Origin of the sequence: Cobetia amphilecti, assembly GCF_020217465.1 — a bacterium.
In the GTDB taxonomy this organism is placed as follows: Bacteria; Pseudomonadota; Gammaproteobacteria; order Pseudomonadales; family Halomonadaceae; genus Cobetia; species Cobetia amphilecti.
The window spans coordinates 578990-596619 of the sequence record NZ_CP084115.1 but is presented as its reverse complement, the minus strand read 5'-3'; the positions used below and the strand labels follow the sequence as shown (position 1 = coordinate 596619).

Sequence of the window (17630 nt, the reverse complement as noted above, 5' to 3'; positions counted from 1 at the left end):
GGAGAAACCCGAACAGGGGCCTGACTCCGCTGTTCTGGCTACCGCATTCCATGGCGGGAAGCGATGAATCCAGATTATGCTCTCCGGCAGACGCCGTCAATACTAATGAGAAATATTTTCATTAACATTGAGTCAGCGTTTATCTCACGCGCCGCTGGCCTCCCCTCACCGGCTGACGTATCATGGCGCCAGAATATCAAGGTCGTGACTGGCCTGATGAGACGCTTGCCAGGGACCTGACATCCAAATCTGGTGAGCACGAAGCACCGCTCGACTCGCAAGCCTTCCTCCCTGTCATTGGCAGACGGAAAGCGAATGAATCGAGAAGCGCTTCCGGACGCCTCCCTCGTGCAAGCGAAGGAGGCGTCTTTTTTTGCGCATAAAAAAGCGGCCCACCCCGTAGGATGAGCCGCTGGCAAGGACCGTAAAACTGTCTGATGAGAAGCCTCCCGGACAGGGGCCTGACTCCGCTGGCCGGGACACCGCTACCCATGGCGGGGAAGCGATGACCCCAGAATATGACCCGCGGGCTCAGACGTCAACACTAATGAGAAATATTTTCATTAGCATTGGGGAGTCAGGCACTTGCCGTGCACTCTCGCCTCAGTTTCAGCCCTGCTTGTGCCACTCGAACTTCTTGAACGGCTCGTCGATCGGCGTCTCGGCCAGGTGATTGGTGTAGTTGCTCATCACCTTCTGGGACAGGCCCAGAATCACTTCCAGCACATTGCGCTTGGTGTAACCGGCATCGAGGAAGGTCTGCACGGTGGCGTCATCGACGAAGCCACGCTCACGCACCACGGCCAGCGTGAAGGTGCGCAGGGCTTCCAGGCGCTCGGTCGGCAGCGGCGTCTCGTTGCGCAGCGCCTCGATGATGGCGTCATCCACCTTCATCGACTTGGCGATACCGGTATGCGCCGGCACACAGTAGTGGCAGTTGTGCTCGACGTTGATGGTCTGCCACACGACGGTGGTCTCTTCATCATCGAAGCTGCTGTCGAGGAACAGCTGGTGCAGCACCTGGTAGCCCTCCAGCAGCCCCGGCGCTTCCGCCATCACGGCGTGCAGGCCCGGCACCATGCCGAAGGCTTCGACGGACTTGCCGAGCAGCGGCTTGCTGTCCTGCGGGGCATTGTCGGCGGTATAGAGTGTGAAATCAGTCATGAGAACTCCTTCGGAATGATGAGCGAGATGCGCGGAGTCTCAGGGGCGGGCTGCCAGTCAGTAGCATGAAGCCTTGAGCAGCGCCCCTGAGGATGCAGGGCAAGATATGAGCAAACGCTCAAAATAACGCCTGACCATCCGCTGCACTGCGTTGTCGGGGAACACACTAGCTGGATTTGAGCGATCATTCAAGTTAAACTTGAGTACTCACTCAACACCTTGCTCCTTGCAGACCGCCCGCTTCGCCATACTGCGTGAAGACAGGCGTCACTCGCGAGCCCCATCGTCAGGACAGCCATGCCACGCGCGACCTTGCACAACCGCCAGGATTCCCTCGAACGGGCGCTCAATCTCTTCTGGCAGAAGGGCTTTCATGCCACTTCGCTGAAGGATATCGAGCACGCGCTCGACATGCGTCCCGGCAGCATCTACGCCACCTTCGGCAGCAAGGATGGCCTCTTCCAGGAAGCGCTGGACTGCTACTCCGCGCGCAGCCTGCGCGAGATGGAAAGCCTGATGGCCAGCCACGACTCGCCATTGACTGCCCTCGCCACCTATATCCGCAAGCTCGGCGGACTGCGCGACTGCGAGGTGCCGTCCCGCGCCTGCATGCTGGCCAAGAGCCTGCTGGAACTCGGCGAGCGTGAACAGGCCGCCCGCGACAAGGTCGAGATGCTGCTCGCCAACATGGAAGCCCGCTTCCGCCAGGCCTTCGTGGACGCCCGCGACGCCGGTGAACTCATCGACCCCGAGCGCCCCGCGCACCAGCCGGAACGCCTCGGCCGTCGCCTGCAAGCCGAAGTCATGGGCCTGCGCGCCTACGCCCAGCGTGAAGGCGAAAGCGAAGCCGTCCGCCAGCTCGCTGAAGACATCGCCCAGGATATCGAGGCACTGAAGGTCAACAACACGCATTGAGCCATGAGCGGCACATTGGCTCGCGGCTCTCTCTGACTCGGCGCTTCGCCTCACAAGCTGCTAGAATCACCGCCCGCTTGTCTCGACAGCGCCTGCACCTGATGCTCCGATCCCTGCTCCCACACCAGCCGATATGACTGCCATGCCGATGACACCGATTGACCGCACCTTTTCCGTTGCGCCGATGATGGAATGGACGACCCGTGACTACCGCGCCTTCGCGCGCGTGTTGAGCCGTCGTACGCTGCTGTACACGGAGATGGTGACCACCGGGGCATTGCTGTTCAATCCGGACCGCGAGCGCTTCCTCGGTCACGACGAGACGGAGCATCCGCTGGCGTTGCAGCTGGGTGGCAGCGACCCGCAGGCGCTGGCCGAGTGTGCGGCGATCGCCGAGAGCTGGGGCTATGACGAGGTGAACCTGAATGTCGGCTGCCCGAGCGATCGCGTGCAGAACAACATGATCGGTGCCTGCCTGATGGGCCATCCGGAGCTGGTGGCCAGGTGCGTGGCGGCGATGCAGGCGCAGGTGAAGATTCCGGTGACGGTGAAGTGCCGCATCGGGATCGATGATCAGGATGAGGACGCCGATCTCGAGCGCTTCATCACCACCGTGGCCGATGCCGGCTGCGACACCTTCAGCGTGCATGCGCGCAAGGCGTGGCTGCAGGGCCTGTCGCCGAAGGAGAACCGCGATGTGCCGCCGCTGAACTACGGCCGCGTGCACCGCCTCAAGCAGGCGCACCCGTCCTTGCATATCGGTATCAATGGCGGCCTGAAGCTGATGGACGAGCTGCACGAGCAGCTGGAGCACGTCGATAGCGTGATGGTCGGCCGTGAGGCGTACCACAACCCCTGGTTGCTGGCGACGGTGGACAGCGAGCTGTACGGCGAGGCCGAGAATCCGCACACCAGCCGCCACGATGCGCTGCGTGCCTTCCGCCCCTATATCGAGAAGCGTCTCGCCGAGGGCGTGCGCCTCAACCACATTAGCCGCCATCTGCTGGGGCTGTTCCAGGGTCAGCCGGGCGGTCGCCAGTTCCGCCGTCATGTCTCCGAGAACGCCCACAAGCCGGGCGCGGGCATCGAGGTCATCGATGATGCCATGGCGCGCGTGCCGGAGCATCGGCCCGAGGCACAGGTCGAGCAGGCCTGATCGAGCTGGCCTGCTCGCGCCGCTTCTGCCCTGTCTCTTCTACCCTCTCTTCATCCCCCTATCTTCTGCCCTCTCTCTTGAGAGCGGCGCTTTCAAGAGACCGTCCCCCGACACCCGGCCCTCGCGCCGGGTGTCGTCGTCTCGGCAGTCAGCAAAGTGACGACACTGCACTGGCAGGCGTGATATCTGACGCAACCCTGCGTCGCCATCTAAGCTAATAACCCCTTAAATACCAACAACATGCATGACTTTCGTTTGATTGTCTGACAAAGGCATCTCACGCAGAATGGCTGACCATACGGACAACAACCGGTCTCGACATCGTCACGCCATGCTCGCGTGAGGTCAGCCACACAACTGCTCCGTCATCGGCGATTCCTCCACAGTCCTCCTCTGCAGACCTGTGGGCCGGTCCATGCAGTCCCGTCATCCGGGCTGCGCTGCTTCTGCTGACACTTCCTTCGAGGTTCCATGTCCACACACTCCCCTACCGGAGCCAACAGCCGTGAGCTGTTCGGGCATCCGGCCGGACTCTATCTGCTGTTCTCCACGGAACTGTGGGAACGCTTCTCCTATTACGCCATGCGTGCCCTGCTGGTGCTCTATCTCACCGATGCCGTCACCAGTGGCGGCCTGGGCTGGAATCAGGGCGACGCCCTGCAGCTGTACGGCATCTTCACGGGCCTGGTGTACATCACGCCGATGTTCGGCGGAGCGCTGGCCGACAACTGGCTGGGTGCCCGCCGTGCGATCCTGATCGGGGGCCTGATCATGGCGGCCGGGCAATTCGTGCTCGCCGTGCCGCCGGCCATGAGCGGCCTCGACCCCGAGATGCTGCTGTATGTCGGTCTCGGCCTGCTGATCGTCGGCAACGGCCTGTTCAAGCCCAACATCTCCACGATGGTCGGCGACCTCTATCAACAGGGCGATCACCGCCGTGATGGCGCCTTCACCATCTTCTACATGGGCATCAACATCGGTGCGCTGCTGTCAGGCATCGTCGCGGGCTCCATGGCCGAAGGCTATGGCTGGAACGCCGGCTTCCTGGTGGCCGGTATCGGCATGCTGCTGGCGGTCGCCATCCAGCTCATCTTCGCGCCGCGCCATCTGGGTGACCTGGGGGTCGAACCCAGCGCCCGCCGTGAGGCACGCCTGAGCAAGAGCAACAACCGCAAGACACCGCTGAGCCGCGAAGAGCGTGACCGCATCAAGGTCATCATGGTGCTGGGCCTGTTCACCATCCTGTTCTGGGCCGGTTTCGAGCAGGGCGGCGGCCTGATGGCGCTGTATGCGCAGGACTACACCGACCGCATGCTGATGGGCTTTGAAGTGCCGGCGGCCTGGTTCCAGTCGCTCAATCCGCTGTTCATCATCCTGCTCTCGCCGCTGCTGGCGGGTCTGTGGACGCGCATGGACAACCGTGAGCCCAGCTCGCCGGTCAAGTTCGCCTTCGGCCTGATCGCCCTCGGCATCGGCTTCGTGTGCATGATCGGCGCGGTGCTGGAGCAGAAAGCCGCAGGCAGCGCCTCGATGATGTGGCTGGTCGGCGCCTTCTTCTTCCACACTCTCGGCGAGCTGTGCCTGTCGCCGGTGGGGCTATCGATGGTCACCAAGCTGTCACCTGTGCGCATGGGCGCGCTGATGATGGGCGCCTGGTTCGCCTTCGTGGCGCTGGCCAACTACCTGGCCGGCATGATCGGCTCGCTGGTCGGCGAAGCCGGTGCCATGAGCGTGTTCGGCGGCATCGCCATCACCGGCGTGCTCGGCGGCCTGCTGTTGCTGGTGTTCGCCGGCAAGCTGGTGGACTGGATGCACGGCGCTGAAGCGCGTCATGACGGCCCGCTCGAGACCCAGACCAGCCACGGCTGAGTGCTCTGTGACGGTGACTATCGCTGACGCTATCGACCAGACGACAGACTGCTGCAACGCAAACGCCCCGCTCAATGAGCGGGGCGTTTGCGTTATCACTGCCAGCAACAGGGCCGTAAAAGGGCGTGAAACGCCTAGATGGAATCCGGCACGAACAGCTGCTGGAAGTTGTCGACGGCGCTCTCGGCATCGTCGATCGCATGGAAACGCGCCACGTGATAAAGCGCCTCGCCCTCATTGGCCAGCGGCAGGTTGGCCATGCCGATGATGATGCCATCCGCGGGTGACAGCACCTCACTTTCGCTGTTGCCGAAGGGGTCGGCGACGATGCCCAGCACCTGATGCTTCTCGACGCGGTCCCCCAGGCCTACTCGGCTCTGGACGATGCCATCGATGGAGGCCCGCGCCCAGCTGGAGCCGTTGGACATCTCCACCGCACGCGAGCTGGGCTTGCGGTCGCGGTCCTTGGCCAGCATGCCGATGGAGCGCATCACGCGCTTCACGCCGCTGACGCCGGGGCGAATCGCCCACTCATCGAAGCGCAGCGCCTCACCGGCCTCATAGGTGATGACCGGCACGCCGCGCTCGCTGGCATAGGCACGCAGACTGCCCTCGCGCAGCTCGGCATTCAGCAGCACCGGCGCGCCGAAGGCGTCCGCCATCTGACGCGTGGCATCACTGCCGGTCATGGTGGCGCGGATCTGCGGCAGGTTGGTGCGATGAATCGCGCCGGTGTGCAGGTCGATGATGTGGGTGGCCTGATCGGCGATCTGCTCACGGAACAGCGCCGCCACCCGCGAGCCCAGCGAGCCGCTCTCGCTGCCCGGGAAGCAGCGGTTGAGGTCACGGCGGTCCGGCAGGTAGCGCGTGTGCTGCACGAAACCGAACACGTTGACGATGGGCACCGCGATCAGTGTGCCGCGCAACCGCGCCAGACTGGAACTCTTGAGCAGCCGCCGCACGATCTCGACGCCGTTGATCTCGTCACCGTGGATGGCACCGCACACCAGCAGCACCGGGCCGGGCTGACGGCCATGCACCACCTCGACGGGGATGTGCAGCGGCGCATGGGTGTAGAGCTTGGCGACAGGCACATCGACCTGGGCCCGCGTTCCCGGCGCGATGCGGGTACCGCTGATTTCAAATGGAGCGCGTGACATCGCCACCTCAGAGATTGTTCGACCAACGAGCGGCAGGCACTGCGACATGCCCGCCAGATCAGGCTACTCGCCCAGTGTCTCGAAAGAAAACACTGTGCGACATGCGCCTTTTAGCGCATTGGTGCGCCAAGGGAAAGACTTCATTGCAGCGTGTCGGGATGAAGCGCGGGCAGAATTGTTCAACAATGGGCCTTCACGACTCACCTTGCCCGCCCTCTCGACATGAGATGCCCGTGACCGATTTTCTCGATGCCCTGCTGACACTGCCCGATTACTCTGCGCTGGCCTGGAGCGCGATCATCTTCTCGACCTACCTGACCGGCATCTCCAAGGGCGGCTTCGCCGGTGGCTTCGGCTCGCTCTCGGTGCCGCTGATGGCGCTGGCCATCGGGCCGCTGGAAGCCGCCGGTATCCTGCTGCCGCTGTTGCTGGTGATGGACTTTCTGAGCTCCCGCGCCTGGTGGGGCAAGCAGCTGTGGTCGGAGGTGCGCATCATCCTGTCCAGCGCCGCCATCGGCATCGCGGTGGGCGTGGTGCTGTTCGATGAGCTGGACGAGAACATGATTCGCGGCCTGCTGGGCGTCATCTCGCTGCTGTTCGCCGCCTATATGCTGTTCAAACCGACAGCCAGGAAACCGCTGCCCCGCTGGCTGGCCATTCCTGCCGGGGCCACCGCCGGTTTCACCAGCTTCTTCGCCCACGCCGGCGCCCCGCCCTACAACCTGTACATGATTCCGCGCCAGCACCCCAAGGAGACCTTCATCGCCACCACGGTGATCATCTTCGCTGGCATGAACCTGATGAAACTGGGCCCCTACGTGGCGCTGGGCGAGATCAACCTCACCAGCCTCTCCACCTCGCTGCTGCTGGTGCCGGTGGCCTGGGCGGGGGTCAGAAGCGGCCTGTGGCTGCAATCCCGTGTCAACGAGAAGCTGTTCTTCCGCCTGATCATCATCGCGATGGCGCTGGTGGGTGTGCAGCTGATCTACAAGGCCTGGGGCTGACGGCCACAAGGCCCATCACGCCCTGACGGCCACTGCCGCCAGCCATTGAAAACTCTCGCCACGGCCCTTTAGGCCGAGCGCAGGAAGCCCCCTTGAGAACGATCGAGACAACGCCATGACACACCACATCAACTACTACCACGCCCATCTCTACTACACCGATGAGCAGAGCCTGGCCGCCGCTCGCGAACTGGCGGCCCAGGCCGAGCAGCGCTTCACGCTGCGGGTCGGGCGCTTCCATCAGCAGCCGGTCGGCCCGCACCCGCTGTGGAGCTGTCAGCTGTCCTTCCTGCCTGAGGAATTCGGGCGCATCATCCCATGGCTGGCACTCAACCGCGGCTCGCTGGACATCTTCGTGCACGCCGGCACCGGCGATGACCTCTTCGATCACACCCAGGGCGTGATGTGGCTGGGCAACTCGCATACGCTGAATCTCGCTGCCTTCGCCAGCGAGTGAGGCCGCGGCAAGCATTGAGGCCGCGGCAAGCTTTGATGCCCGGGCGATGGTTGACGCCCACCGCAGGTCTGACACGCTATCATCGTCTGACACCACTGACTCAAGGATGCCCCCATGACGCGACTGCGCCGCCTTTCCCCTCGTGCTGCCCTGCTGGGTGTGATGGCCTCAGGCCTGCTGCTGGCCGGCTGTGATGACAACGAGGTCGGGGATGTCTCGCTGGGCCTGTTCACCACCAAGGACATCAAGATCGAGAGCCTGATCGACCCCAAGGTGCCGGGCGTGACCTGCCATCTGAGCAACATCGAGGCGGACCTCGACTTCTCCGATCCCTCCGACATGAGCATCGCCTGCCGCCAGACCGGCCCGATCACGGCGGAGATGATCGCCGACATCGACACCTCCAAGAGTGGCGAGGAGGTCTATCGCAAGTCCAAGAGCGTGCTGCTCAAGAGCCTCAAGATTCGCCGCATTCTGGATCGCGACTCCCAGAGCCTGCTCTATATCGCCTACAGCACCAAGGAAACCAGCGGCAGCTTCAAGCATGCACTGAGCAGCGTGCCGTTGTGGGGCAGCGACGCCTGGCAAGCACCGGCAGCGCAGTGAGTCGCCTCGGCGCCTGAATCAAGCGCCGATTGATCAAGTGCTGACTCATCAAGTGCTGGCTCATCAAGCGAAAGCTTCACCAGTATCCCTTGAAGTTGTGGGGTGTCGCTCCAAGGTCTTGTGCAACGGCTAGCCAGCCGGATTTTCATTCGCATGACGCAAAGGAGTGACACACGATGTCGAGCCCGGAGCACAAGCAGAAGATCTGGAAGCTGATCAAGGATGTGAAGGTCGGCATGTTGGTGACGCAAGGTGACGGCATGCCCCACGCCCGCCCGATGCATCTGGTGCAGGATGACTACGACGGCACCCTGTGGTTCTTCACCCGCGCCAGCGCCGAGAAGGTGTTTGAGGCCAGGAAGGACAGCGAGGTCTGCCTGAGCTTTTCCGATCAGGATGATGGCGTCTACGTGTCGCTGAGCGGTCATGCCAACCTGCACCGCGATCAGGGCCTGATCGACAAGTTCTGGAATCCGTTCGTGGCCGCCTGGTTCCCGGAAGGCAAGGATGACCCCGACGTCACCCTGCTGGAGATCTCGGTGCAATCCGGCGAGCACTGGAAGGCCAAGGAGAGCAAGGCCTATCAGCTCTACGAGGTGGCGCGCGCCAACCTCGACAAGGACCACACCCCGGACATGGGCGAGAACGAGAAATTCGGCACGGTGTAAGCAGAAGCCCAAGCTCGTCAGAGAGAACTCTTTGCAGTGCCCGCGTAAGAGCTAACGCGCACGGCCATGCCAGACACGACAACGCCAGCCCTCGGGCTGGCGTTGTCGTGTCTGGCAGCCTGCCGTTTCCAGCAGGCCTGTCATCGGTGGTGAAGGCTCAAGATCAGGTCAGCGAACACCTCAGGCCTTCATGTCGAGCACGATGCGCCCCTCGATCTTGCCGTCGATCATGCGCCCGAAGATGTCGTTGATGTCCTCGAGCTTGCCGGTCTGCACGGTGGCGGCGACCTTGCCTTCCGCGGCGAAGTCCAACGCCTCCTGCAGGTCCTGACGCGTGCCGACGATGGAGCCACGCACCGTGATGCCATTGAGCACGGTGGAGAAGATCGGCAGCGGGAAGTCCCCCGGCGGCAGACCGTTGAGCACCAGGGTGCCGCCACGGCGCAGCATGTTCTGAGCCTGATCGAAGGCCTTGGGTGATACCGCCGTCACCAGCGCCCCATGCGCGCCGCCGATCTCGCGCTTGATGACGCTCGCCGGGTCTTCCTTCATGGCATTGACGGTCACGGTCGCGCCCAGACGACGGGCCAGTTCCAGCTTGGCATCATCCACATCCACCGCCGCCACGTTCAGGCCCATGGCACGCGCATACTGCACCGCCATGTGTCCCAGCCCGCCGATGCCCGAGATCACCACCCACTGACCGGGGCGGGTGTCGGTCATCTTGAGGCCCTTGTAGACCGTGACCCCGGCGCACAGCACCGGCGCGATCTCCACGAAGCCCACGCTGTCCGGCAGACGTCCGACGTAGCCTGCGTCCGCCAGCGTGAACTGGGCAAAGCCGCCATTCACCGAGTAGCCGGTATTCTGCTGGCTCTCGCACAGCGTCTCCCAGCCACCCAGACAATGCTCGCAGTGGCCGCAGGCCGAGTAGAGCCAGGGCACCCCGACACGGTCGCCTTCCTTGACGTGGGTGACGCCCTCGCCCACCGCCGCGATGGTGCCGACGCCTTCATGGCCGGGAATGAACGGCGGATTGGGTTTCACCGGCCAGTCGCCATACGCGGCGTGCAGGTCGGTATGACAGACCCCGGAGGCAGCGACCTCGACCAGAATCTCGCCACGCCCCGGACGCGGTACCGCGACCTCCTCGATCACCAGCGGTGCACCGAATTCACGTACCACGGCGGCTTTCATGCTGCTATCCATGACCTACTCCTCATCCATTGAAGACTGACGAACATTCAAGAAAGACGGACATTCAAGACAGACGAACCAGCAGAGTTGCGGCGGAGAGTTGCGCCGGAGAGTGTGGGCTTGCGCCTGCATGCGCCAGCGCCCGAGCCAGTGCAAAGCTTGCCTCTCCATTGAAACCAGACGCAGCGCTCCCTGCCCTGCGCCAGATCAAGCAATCGGATCTGGCGCGGGCATCGTTGTCATTTTCTCAAGCGAGAATCGCGGGAGGCATGCAGCACCACCGGTCGCGGTGGCGCTGCATGCCAGGCCTAGAAGAAGCCGAGCGGATTGATGTCGTAGCTGACCAGCAGGTTCTTGGTCTGCTGGTAGTGCTCCAGTGCCATCTTGTGGGTCTCGCGACCGACACCGGATTTCTTGTAGCCACCGAAGGCGGCATGGGCGGGATACTGGTGGTAGCAGTTGGTCCACACGCGGCCGGCCTGGATGCCACGGCCCATGCGGAAGGCGACGTTCATGTCGCGGCTCCAGACACCGGCGCCAAGACCGAATTCAGTGTCATTGGCGATGGCCAGCGCCTCGGCCTCGTCACGGAAGGTGGTGACGGCCACCACCGGCCCGAAGATCTCCTCCTGGAAGACACGCATCGAGTTGTTGCCCTTGAGCAGGGTCGGCTGGATGTAATAGCCGTTGGCCAGCTCGTTCTCCAGCTGCTCGCTGCTACCGCCGGTGAGCACCTCGGCGCCTTCCTCGCGGGCGACATCCATGTAGGACATGATCTTGTCGAACTGCTCGCGGGAAGCCTGGGCGCCGACCTGCACGTCGGTATCCAGCGGGTTGCCGCGCTTGATGGTCTTCACGCGCTCCATCACCCGGGCCATGAAGTCGTCGTAGATGCTTTCCTGGATCAGGGCGCGTGACGGGCAGGTGCACACCTCGCCCTGATTGAAGAACGCCAGCACCAGGCCTTCGGCGGCCTTGTCGATGAACTCGGGTTCGGCATTCATGATGTCGGCGAAGTAGATGTTGGGCGACTTGCCGCCCAGCTCCACCGTGGAGGGGATGATGCTGTCGGCGGCGCACTTGAGAATGTGCGAGCCCACGGGAGTGGAGCCGGTGAAGGCGATCTTGGCGATGCGCTTGCTGGTCGCCAGCGCCTGACCGGCCTCGGCCCCATAGCCGTTGACGATATTGAGCACGCCCGCCGGCAGCAGGTCACCGACCAGCTCCGCGAGCACCAGAATCGAGGCCGGGGTCTGTTCCGCCGGCTTGAGCACCACGCAGTTGCCGGCCGCCAGCGCCGGGCCGAGCTTCCAGGCTGCCATCAGGATCGGGAAGTTCCACGGGATGATCTGCCCGACCACACCCAGCGGCTCATGGAAGTGATAGGAGACGGTATTGGCATCGATGTCCGCCGCGGTGCCTTCCTGGGAGCGCAGGCAACCGGCGAAGTAACGGAAGTGGTCCGCCGCCAGCGGAATATCGGCGTTCAGCGTCTCGCGCACCGCCTTGCCGTTGTCCCAGGTCTCGGCAACGGCCAGCATCTCGAGGTTCTGCTCGATGCGATCCGCGATCTTGAGCAGGATGTTGGAGCGCTCCTGCACCGAGGTCTTGCCCCAGGCAGCGGCTGCCTTGTGGGCGGCGTCCAGCGCGAGGTCGATATCCTCCGCACTCGAACGCGGGATACGGCAGAAGGCCTCGCCCGTCACCGGGCTGACATTGTCGAAGTACTCACCCTTCACCGGCTCGACGAAGCGACCGCCGATATAGTTGCCGTAGATGTCCTTGAACGTGACCAGCGCATCGGCGCTGCCCGGGGAGGCGTAGATCATGGCGAACTCCTGTTGGCCGGATTCACGAGTGGCGCTCGTGATCGACGGCCTGTTGTTGTCGTTGCTGCGCAGTCGTTGTCGTTACTGAAAAATCGTTGTCGTGTCAGCGAAACGCCTGTGTTGGCTCTACTGCAGTGGCGCCGTTGGCGTTGACCCGCTGCCCGCTCTATCAAGCGGTACTTGATCAGGCGACTCTCACAGTCTTGACCACCGGCGCCAATCGCGACATGCCCCCATGGGCGGAGACCGTCTCATCCCTTGGGAGGAGAAAAGCGAAAAGAGAGCAAGAAGGAAATCAGGCTGGCGAAGGCCGCCATACCGCGAAGGCCGCAAGGCACGACACCACGCCATGACGTTATGCTCAGGATATCGCCCGCCACCGGCCAGGAGCCTCCATGTACCGTCTGTTGATCGCGGATGACCATCCGCTGTTCCGTGATGCCATCAGTCGTACCCTGAGTCTAAGCGTCGCTGACGCCCCGGCACCGCCCTACGAGCTGCTGCAGGCCGCCAGTCTCGCCGAGACGCTCAGCCTCATCGACGCGCATGCCGATAGCCTCGACCTGCTGCTGCTGGATCTCGACCTGCCCGACAGCCACGGCCTGGAAGGCCTGACGCGCTTGCGCCAGGAAGCAGACTGGCTGCCGGTGGCGATTCTCTCCGCCCACGAAGCGCGCGAGACGGTGCTGGAAGCCTTGGCACTCGGCGCGGTGGGCTATCTCTCCAAGTCGAGCTCAGCGGAGGTATTGCGCGAGGCGCTCGCGCGCATGCTGGCCGGTGAGGTCTATGTGCCCGCCCGGCTGATGCGCGCCGCTCCGCGTCCGGCGCTGGCGAGCCAGGCGGCTTCCTCATCCTCATCAGCCTCGGCATCGGCCTCAGCACCAGTGCCATCGCCAGCGCCACAACTTGCGCCGAGCCTCAGCGAGGCGGAATTCGCGCAGCGCTGGCAGACCCTCACCACCAAGCAGCGCGGCGTGCTGGAGCGCATGGTGCTGGGCGAATCCAACAAGATGATCGCCTGGCAGCTGGGCGTGGCGGAAACCACCATCAAGTCGCATGTCTCCGCCATCCTGCACAAGCTGGGGGTCGCCAGCCGGGTACAGGCGATCCTGCTGGCCAGCCACGCCCTGCCTGCCGTGTCAGGCGCCAGCGCGCCCCCTGCCGCCCCACAACGCGCAACGCCCCGCCGGGGCGCTCACGAATGAGGCACACAGCGGGGCGTTGCGAGGGCCTGCCACCGGCAGGGCTTTTACCTCTCACAAGGGCATAGGAACTGGGGCATAAAGCATGGGGCCTACATCAGCTCGCCGACCAGCACATAGCCATTGAGCAGGATGATGATCGCCGCGACCAGCCCCCCGATGGCCGTCACCCAGTGACGATTGACCAGGTCGCCCATCAGGCGGCGGTTGGCGGTGAACATCAACAGCGGCACCAGCGCGAAGGGAATCCCGAAGCTGAGTACCACCTGGCTTGCGACCAGCACCTGCTGCTCCGGCAACTCCATCAGGATGATGGCGATGGCCGGTGCCATGGTGATCACGCGGCGCAGCCACATCGGAATGCGGAAGTTGACGAAGCCCTGCATCACCACCTGACCGGACAGGGTGCCGACGATGGACGAGGACAGTCCCGCCAGCAGCAGCGTGAAGCCGAAGATGAGACTCGCCGCATCCTGACCCATCAGCGGCGACAGCAGCTTGTAGCTCTCGGTGATGGAGGCTACGCCGGTCTCGCCGTTGCCGTGGAAGACCTTGGCGGCCAGCACCAGCATCGCCATGTTGATCAGCCCCGCCAGCGCCATGCCGATGATGACATCCAGCCGGTAGTAGCCCATCACGCGACGACGCTGACCGCTGTCACGCACCCGGATGCGATTCTGGGACAGCGCGGAATGCAGGTAGATGACGTGGGGCATCACGGTGGCACCGAGGATGCCCGCCGCCAGGAAGATGGCGTGGCTATCCGGGAAGTTCGGGGTCAGCAGACCGTAGATGATCGGCTCCACCGGCGGGCGGCTCAGAATGATCTCGAGCAGGAAGCCCGCCGAGACCGCCAGAATCATCGCGCCGATGATCATTTCCATCATGCGGAAGCCGAAACGCTGCATCACCAGCACCGCATAGGTGATGGCGCCGGTCAGCAGCGCCCCTTCCAGCATGCTGAGCCCGAACAGCAGATTGAAGGCCAGCGCCGCCCCCAGGAATTCGGCCAGATCTGTCGCGATGGCGACGATCTCCGCCTGCACCCAGAAGGCCCACACCACCGGACGCGGGAAGCGTTCACGGATGACCTCGGCCAGATTCTTGCCGGTCGCCAGCCCCAGCCGCGCGGACAGGGTCTGGATCAGCATCGCCATCAGGTTGGCCCACAGCACCACCCACAGCAGGGTGTAGCCATAGCGGGAGCCGGCCTCGATGTTGGTCGCGAAGTTGCCCGGGTCGATGTAGGCGACGGCGGCGATCATCGCCGGGCCGAGGAATGGCAAGGCGCGGCGCAGGCGGCCAGCAAGACGGACAGGGGAAGCTGTGCGCATACCACCGGCAGCAGAGGCGTCGCCTTCGCTGCCCAGTGACATGCTTGCGGCATGACGTACGGATTTATCGGACATGACATTCAGCATGGGGGGAAAACCTGCCAGATCAATGACCCGCGAACAGATAAAGAAATATGCGGGAGGCTATGTGATCAGCATACACGCCAAATGCCATTGATTCTCATTAAAAATAAGCGTGGTGCCCGATAGGCTCCTTCAATCCCCCCCGTGGCGGACGCCTATTTGCCACTGTCCTTGCCTTCTCCCCTTTCCAGTCTCTTCTTGAGGCCCGTTTCCAGCTCCTTTTCCCTCCCCCCTTCCAGCATCTCTTCCAGCCCTTCTGCGCGCGGCTAGCGACGATTGACCAGCAACTGGCGCAGGCGCAGTGGCTTGACCGGCTTGAGCAGAAACCCGAAACCGAGCGCACGCGTCCTGGCCTTGAGCGGCGCCGAGTGGTCCGCGCTGATCACCACCACCGGCAGGCCCGGCCAGCGTTGCCGCAGGCGTTGCGCCTGCTTGAGGCCATCGGGCTGCCCTTCGCCCAGCTGATGATCGACGATCAAGACCTGCGGCGCGGCCACGGCCTGCTGCAACAGCACCTCGGCATCATCGGCGCAGTAAACACTCGCGCCCCAGCCCCCGAGCAATGACTGCATGCCGGCGCACACCTCCCGATCATCCTCGACCACCCAGATAACGGTATCGAGCAGCGGCTGCGCGAGCGGTGACGTGCAAGGCTGGCCAGTAGAGGAGGCGTCAGCCGCCGGGCCCACCACACTGGCAGGCTGTCGAATCGGCACGCGGACCGCGAAGGCGGCACCGCGCCCCGGCGTGCTGGTCAACGACAGGGGGTGCTCCAGCAGGCCGGTGATGCGCTTGACGATCGCCAGCCCCAGCCCGAGGCCGCGCTGCTCGTTGTCCTGGCGCGGCGCCAGGCGTCGGAATTCCTGGAAGACCACCTCGCGCTGATGCTCGGCAATGCCGGGGCCGTTGTCGGCCACGGTGATCTCCAGCCAGTCACCGCGACGCCGACACCCCAGCAGCACCCGCCCGCGCGTCGAGCCATCCGGCACATGGCGCAGCGCATTGCTAAGAAAGTTGCGCACCACCCGCGCCAGCAATTGCAGGTCCGACTCGATACTCAAATGGGTAGCCACGTAATGCAGCTCGAGCCCACGGGCAGCGCCCAGCTGACGATATTCCTCGGCGAGCACATCCAGCAGTTCACGCACCGGGAAGACGGCGACATCCGCCGTCAGCACGCCGGCATCCAGCCGCGAGATATCGACCAGCGTGCCCAGCAGACTCTCGACATCTGCCAGCGAGCGCCCCAGCCGCGCCACCAGCTCGCCGGGCGTGGAGACGCCCTGCGAAGCATCATTCGGCATGACGTCAGAAATGGCATCACCCGGCAGGGAAGCATCCAGCGCCAGCCGCGCCAGTTGCTCTTCCAGGGCGCTGGCAAACAGCCGAGCGGCATTCAGGGGTTGCAGCAGGTCATGGCTGATGGCGGCGAGAAAGCGGGTCTTGGAGTGGTTGGCCGCCTCGGCGGCGGCCTTGGCGGCGGTGAGGCGTCGATTGAGTGCCCCCAGCTCATCGAGGGTGCGATGCAGGGCATCGGTACGCTCACGCACCTGATCCGCCAGCAGCACCGCATGTTCGAAGGCGGCGTAGGGCGCGCTCGGTGAAGGACTGCTGGATTCGACCCGCTCGATCAGGGCGGCGTTGATCTTCTCCAGCTGGCGATTGCGCGCCTTGAGGGCGGCGAGTTCGGCGCTCAAGGTGTCCGTCTGAGTCAGGGAGTCCGTCTGAGTCAGAGCGTCCGGCTCGCTCAGAAAGCCCTGTTCGGTCAGCGGCGTATCAGGCGACATCCTGTCCTCCCGTGCCGTCGGCAACCGAGCGGCGCTGGCCGATCACCACGCCGGTGAAGGTCTGGTTGATGTGCATGCCGTGGTGCTGCTCACCGTAGGTATTGAAGCCGATCACCCGGTGCCGCCTGAGCATGCGCGAGGCCTCATCCTCCAGTGCCAGCGCCTCGATCTCCATGCGCCGCAGGAAGCAGTCGCAGCCGATGGTCAGCGCGGGCGGCCCCAGGCGCGCCTCCACCTCGGCCAGTCGCTGCTCGAGCTGCTCGAGAATCGGCGTGGCCTGCATGGCGGTGAGCACGATGCCGGTCTCCACCGCGCAGTAGAAACTCAGGCTGGCATCGTCATTCACGCGCTGGATGGAGCGCACGTAATGCGCCTCGCCGATGCGCACCGCCAGCGGACAACGTGCGAAGACCGCCTCCTCCAGCGCCTCGGGCGCGACGCCGGCCAGCCGGGCGTACTCCTCGGCGGCGGGTTCGGCATTCAGCTCCAGCACGCGGCGCGAATCACGGTCCACCGCCGTCACCACCAGCTTGTCGGCCAGCGGCGTGAGGTGATGGGTGCTGATGACCTCGAACGGCAGCCGCGTATTGACCACCACCACGACCGCCGCCTGATCATGGAAGACACCATCGGCGTAGACATAGGTGTGCGACAGGCGATTGTCATCCCCGGCGGAGCCACCGAAGGCGGGAATGCTGCCTAACGCCGCATCCAGCGTCGCCAGCACCTGCTCCTCGCTGCTCGAGAGCCCGTCGAGCAGCGTCAGCGCGAAGCTATTGCCCATCACCGGCGCCACGGCCTGCTCGCGACAGCGCGCCAGCAACTCATCACTCAGCGCCTGGGCACGCGGAAGATCGAAACCGCTCAGATCATCGATCAGCACCTGCGCCAGCGCGAAGTCACTGCGCGCAAGGCCGATGGCGGTGATGGAGCCGCGCGCATAGCCCGCGGGTGTGATCTCGCCGGCGGTGGTGCAACCGCTCACCGGCACCTCGGCGAAGGTGGCGGCCAGCGCCTGGCCCAGTGCCGCCAGCGGATAATCCGCCGAGCAGAAGAACAGCACCCCGCCGAGCCGCTCACGACTTCCCAGCGCCAGATCAAGCGTTCGGGCAAGCTCAGCCACCGCCGCCTGCGGGTCCTTGAGCTGGCTGGCCGCCGTGGCCAGCGCCACGGCATGCATCTCGCTCTGTGGCCGCGC

The 17630-nt window shown here is 64.2% G+C and carries 15 protein-coding genes; 8 read left to right on the top strand and 7 right to left on the bottom strand.

Annotated elements, in window-relative coordinates:
- Positions 1-609: 609 nt before the first annotated feature.
- Positions 610-1164 carry a carboxymuconolactone decarboxylase family protein gene (locus LCW13_RS02575; RefSeq protein ID WP_043333113.1) on the bottom strand — a complete coding sequence of 185 codons (555 nt, stop codon included), beginning with the start codon at positions 1162-1164 and terminating at the stop codon, positions 610-612.
- A 297-nt stretch (positions 1165-1461) separates the two neighbouring features.
- On the opposite strand from LCW13_RS02575, the gene LCW13_RS02570 reads away from it, so the two are divergent.
- The 3 genes from LCW13_RS02570 to LCW13_RS02560 all read left to right on the top strand — a co-directional run bounded on the left by LCW13_RS02570 (position 1462) and on the right by LCW13_RS02560 (position 5104).
- Positions 1462-2079, top strand: a complete 618-nt coding sequence (locus tag LCW13_RS02570) for a TetR/AcrR family transcriptional regulator (RefSeq protein ID WP_225347521.1) — start codon at positions 1462-1464, stop codon at positions 2077-2079.
- 148 nt (positions 2080-2227) lie between these two features.
- On the top strand, positions 2228-3235 hold the full coding sequence (gene dusA, locus LCW13_RS02565; RefSeq protein ID WP_192838563.1) for a tRNA dihydrouridine(20/20a) synthase DusA: 1008 nt from the start codon (positions 2228-2230) through the stop codon (positions 3233-3235).
- Between the two features lie 471 nt (positions 3236-3706).
- The gene (locus LCW13_RS02560; RefSeq protein ID WP_225347520.1) at positions 3707-5104 is read left to right on the top strand and encodes a peptide MFS transporter; all 1398 of its coding nucleotides are present in this window, start codon (positions 3707-3709) and stop codon (positions 5102-5104) included.
- 134 nt (positions 5105-5238) lie between these two features.
- On the opposite strand, the gene LCW13_RS02555 is transcribed toward LCW13_RS02560, so the two are convergent.
- Positions 5239-6264 carry a succinylglutamate desuccinylase/aspartoacylase family protein gene (locus tag LCW13_RS02555; RefSeq protein ID WP_043333116.1) on the bottom strand — a complete coding sequence of 342 codons (1026 nt, stop codon included), beginning with the start codon at positions 6262-6264 and terminating at the stop codon, positions 5239-5241.
- A 233-nt stretch (positions 6265-6497) separates the two neighbouring features.
- Here LCW13_RS02555 and LCW13_RS02550 point away from each other — a divergent pair, with 233 nt between their 5' ends.
- The 4 genes from LCW13_RS02550 (at position 6498) to LCW13_RS02535 (ending at position 8999) form a co-directional block, all read left to right on the top strand.
- Positions 6498-7268 (top strand): sulfite exporter TauE/SafE family protein, encoded by a 771-nt coding sequence (locus LCW13_RS02550; protein ID WP_225347519.1) that lies wholly within the window; start codon positions 6498-6500, stop codon positions 7266-7268.
- Positions 7269-7383: 115 nt separating this feature from the next.
- Entirely contained in the window at positions 7384-7725 is a 342-nt protein-coding gene (locus LCW13_RS02545) for a DOPA 4,5-dioxygenase family protein (protein ID WP_225347518.1), read from the top strand.
- A gap of 114 nt (positions 7726-7839) precedes the next feature.
- Positions 7840-8331 carry a CreA family protein gene (locus tag LCW13_RS02540; RefSeq protein WP_107335524.1) on the top strand — a complete coding sequence of 164 codons (492 nt, stop codon included), beginning with the start codon at positions 7840-7842 and terminating at the stop codon, positions 8329-8331.
- 176 nt (positions 8332-8507) lie between these two features.
- Entirely contained in the window at positions 8508-8999 is a 492-nt protein-coding gene (locus LCW13_RS02535) for a pyridoxamine 5'-phosphate oxidase family protein (RefSeq protein ID WP_043333119.1), read from the top strand.
- A gap of 180 nt (positions 9000-9179) precedes the next feature.
- On the opposite strand, the gene adhP is transcribed toward LCW13_RS02535, so the two are convergent.
- Positions 9180-10208 carry an alcohol dehydrogenase AdhP gene (gene adhP, locus LCW13_RS02530; RefSeq protein WP_225347517.1) on the bottom strand — a complete coding sequence of 343 codons (1029 nt, stop codon included), beginning with the start codon at positions 10206-10208 and terminating at the stop codon, positions 9180-9182.
- 296 nt (positions 10209-10504) lie between these two features.
- Complete coding sequence (exaC, locus tag LCW13_RS02525; protein WP_054555359.1) at positions 10505-12025, bottom strand: acetaldehyde dehydrogenase ExaC; 1521 nt, start codon at positions 12023-12025, stop codon at positions 10505-10507.
- Between the two features lie 395 nt (positions 12026-12420).
- On the opposite strand from exaC, the gene LCW13_RS02520 reads away from it, so the two are divergent.
- Positions 12421-13230 carry a response regulator gene (locus LCW13_RS02520; RefSeq protein ID WP_225347516.1) on the top strand — a complete coding sequence of 270 codons (810 nt, stop codon included), beginning with the start codon at positions 12421-12423 and terminating at the stop codon, positions 13228-13230.
- 89 nt (positions 13231-13319) lie between these two features.
- On the opposite strand, the gene LCW13_RS02515 is transcribed toward LCW13_RS02520, so the two are convergent.
- The 3 genes from LCW13_RS02515 to nosP form a co-directional block, all read right to left on the bottom strand.
- Positions 13320-14636, bottom strand: a complete 1317-nt coding sequence (locus tag LCW13_RS02515; RefSeq protein ID WP_225347515.1) for an Nramp family divalent metal transporter — start codon at positions 14634-14636, stop codon at positions 13320-13322.
- Positions 14637-14911: 275 nt separating this feature from the next.
- The gene (locus tag LCW13_RS02510) at positions 14912-16432 is read right to left on the bottom strand and encodes an ATP-binding response regulator (RefSeq protein ID WP_225347514.1); all 1521 of its coding nucleotides are present in this window, start codon (positions 16430-16432) and stop codon (positions 14912-14914) included.
- Complete coding sequence (nosP, locus tag LCW13_RS02505) at positions 16422-17612, bottom strand: nitric oxide-sensing protein NosP (RefSeq protein ID WP_225348094.1); 1191 nt, start codon at positions 17610-17612, stop codon at positions 16422-16424. The genes LCW13_RS02510 and nosP overlap by 11 nt, the downstream gene beginning before the upstream one ends.
- Positions 17613-17630: the final 18 nt, after the last annotated feature.

Bases quoted from the DNA above. Each gene is read 5' to 3' on its own strand.
- LCW13_RS02575 (WP_043333113.1), bottom strand. From the start codon at position 1,164: ATGACTGATTTCACACTCTATACCGCCGACAATGCCCCGCAGGACAGC.
- LCW13_RS02570 (WP_225347521.1), top strand. From the start codon at position 1,462: ATGCCACGCGCGACCTTGCACAACCGCCAGGATTCCCTCGAACGGGCG.
- dusA (WP_192838563.1), top strand. From the start codon at position 2,228: ATGACACCGATTGACCGCACCTTTTCCGTTGCGCCGATGATGGAATGG.
- LCW13_RS02560 (WP_225347520.1), top strand. From the start codon at position 3,707: ATGTCCACACACTCCCCTACCGGAGCCAACAGCCGTGAGCTGTTCGGG.
- LCW13_RS02555 (WP_043333116.1), bottom strand. From the start codon at position 6,264: ATGTCACGCGCTCCATTTGAAATCAGCGGTACCCGCATCGCGCCGGGA.
- LCW13_RS02545 (WP_225347518.1), top strand. From the start codon at position 7,384: ATGACACACCACATCAACTACTACCACGCCCATCTCTACTACACCGAT.
- LCW13_RS02540 (WP_107335524.1), top strand. From the start codon at position 7,840: ATGACGCGACTGCGCCGCCTTTCCCCTCGTGCTGCCCTGCTGGGTGTG.
- LCW13_RS02535 (WP_043333119.1), top strand. From the start codon at position 8,508: ATGTCGAGCCCGGAGCACAAGCAGAAGATCTGGAAGCTGATCAAGGAT.
- adhP (WP_225347517.1), bottom strand. From the start codon at position 10,208: ATGGATAGCAGCATGAAAGCCGCCGTGGTACGTGAATTCGGTGCACCG.
- exaC (WP_054555359.1), bottom strand. From the start codon at position 12,025: ATGATCTACGCCTCCCCGGGCAGCGCCGATGCGCTGGTCACGTTCAAG.
- LCW13_RS02520 (WP_225347516.1), top strand. From the start codon at position 12,421: ATGTACCGTCTGTTGATCGCGGATGACCATCCGCTGTTCCGTGATGCC.
- LCW13_RS02515 (WP_225347515.1), bottom strand. From the start codon at position 14,636: ATGTCCGATAAATCCGTACGTCATGCCGCAAGCATGTCACTGGGCAGC.
- LCW13_RS02510 (WP_225347514.1), bottom strand. From the start codon at position 16,432: ATGTCGCCTGATACGCCGCTGACCGAACAGGGCTTTCTGAGCGAGCCG.
- nosP (WP_225348094.1), bottom strand. From the start codon at position 17,612: ATGCATGCCGTGGCGCTGGCCACGGCGGCCAGCCAGCTCAAGGACCCG.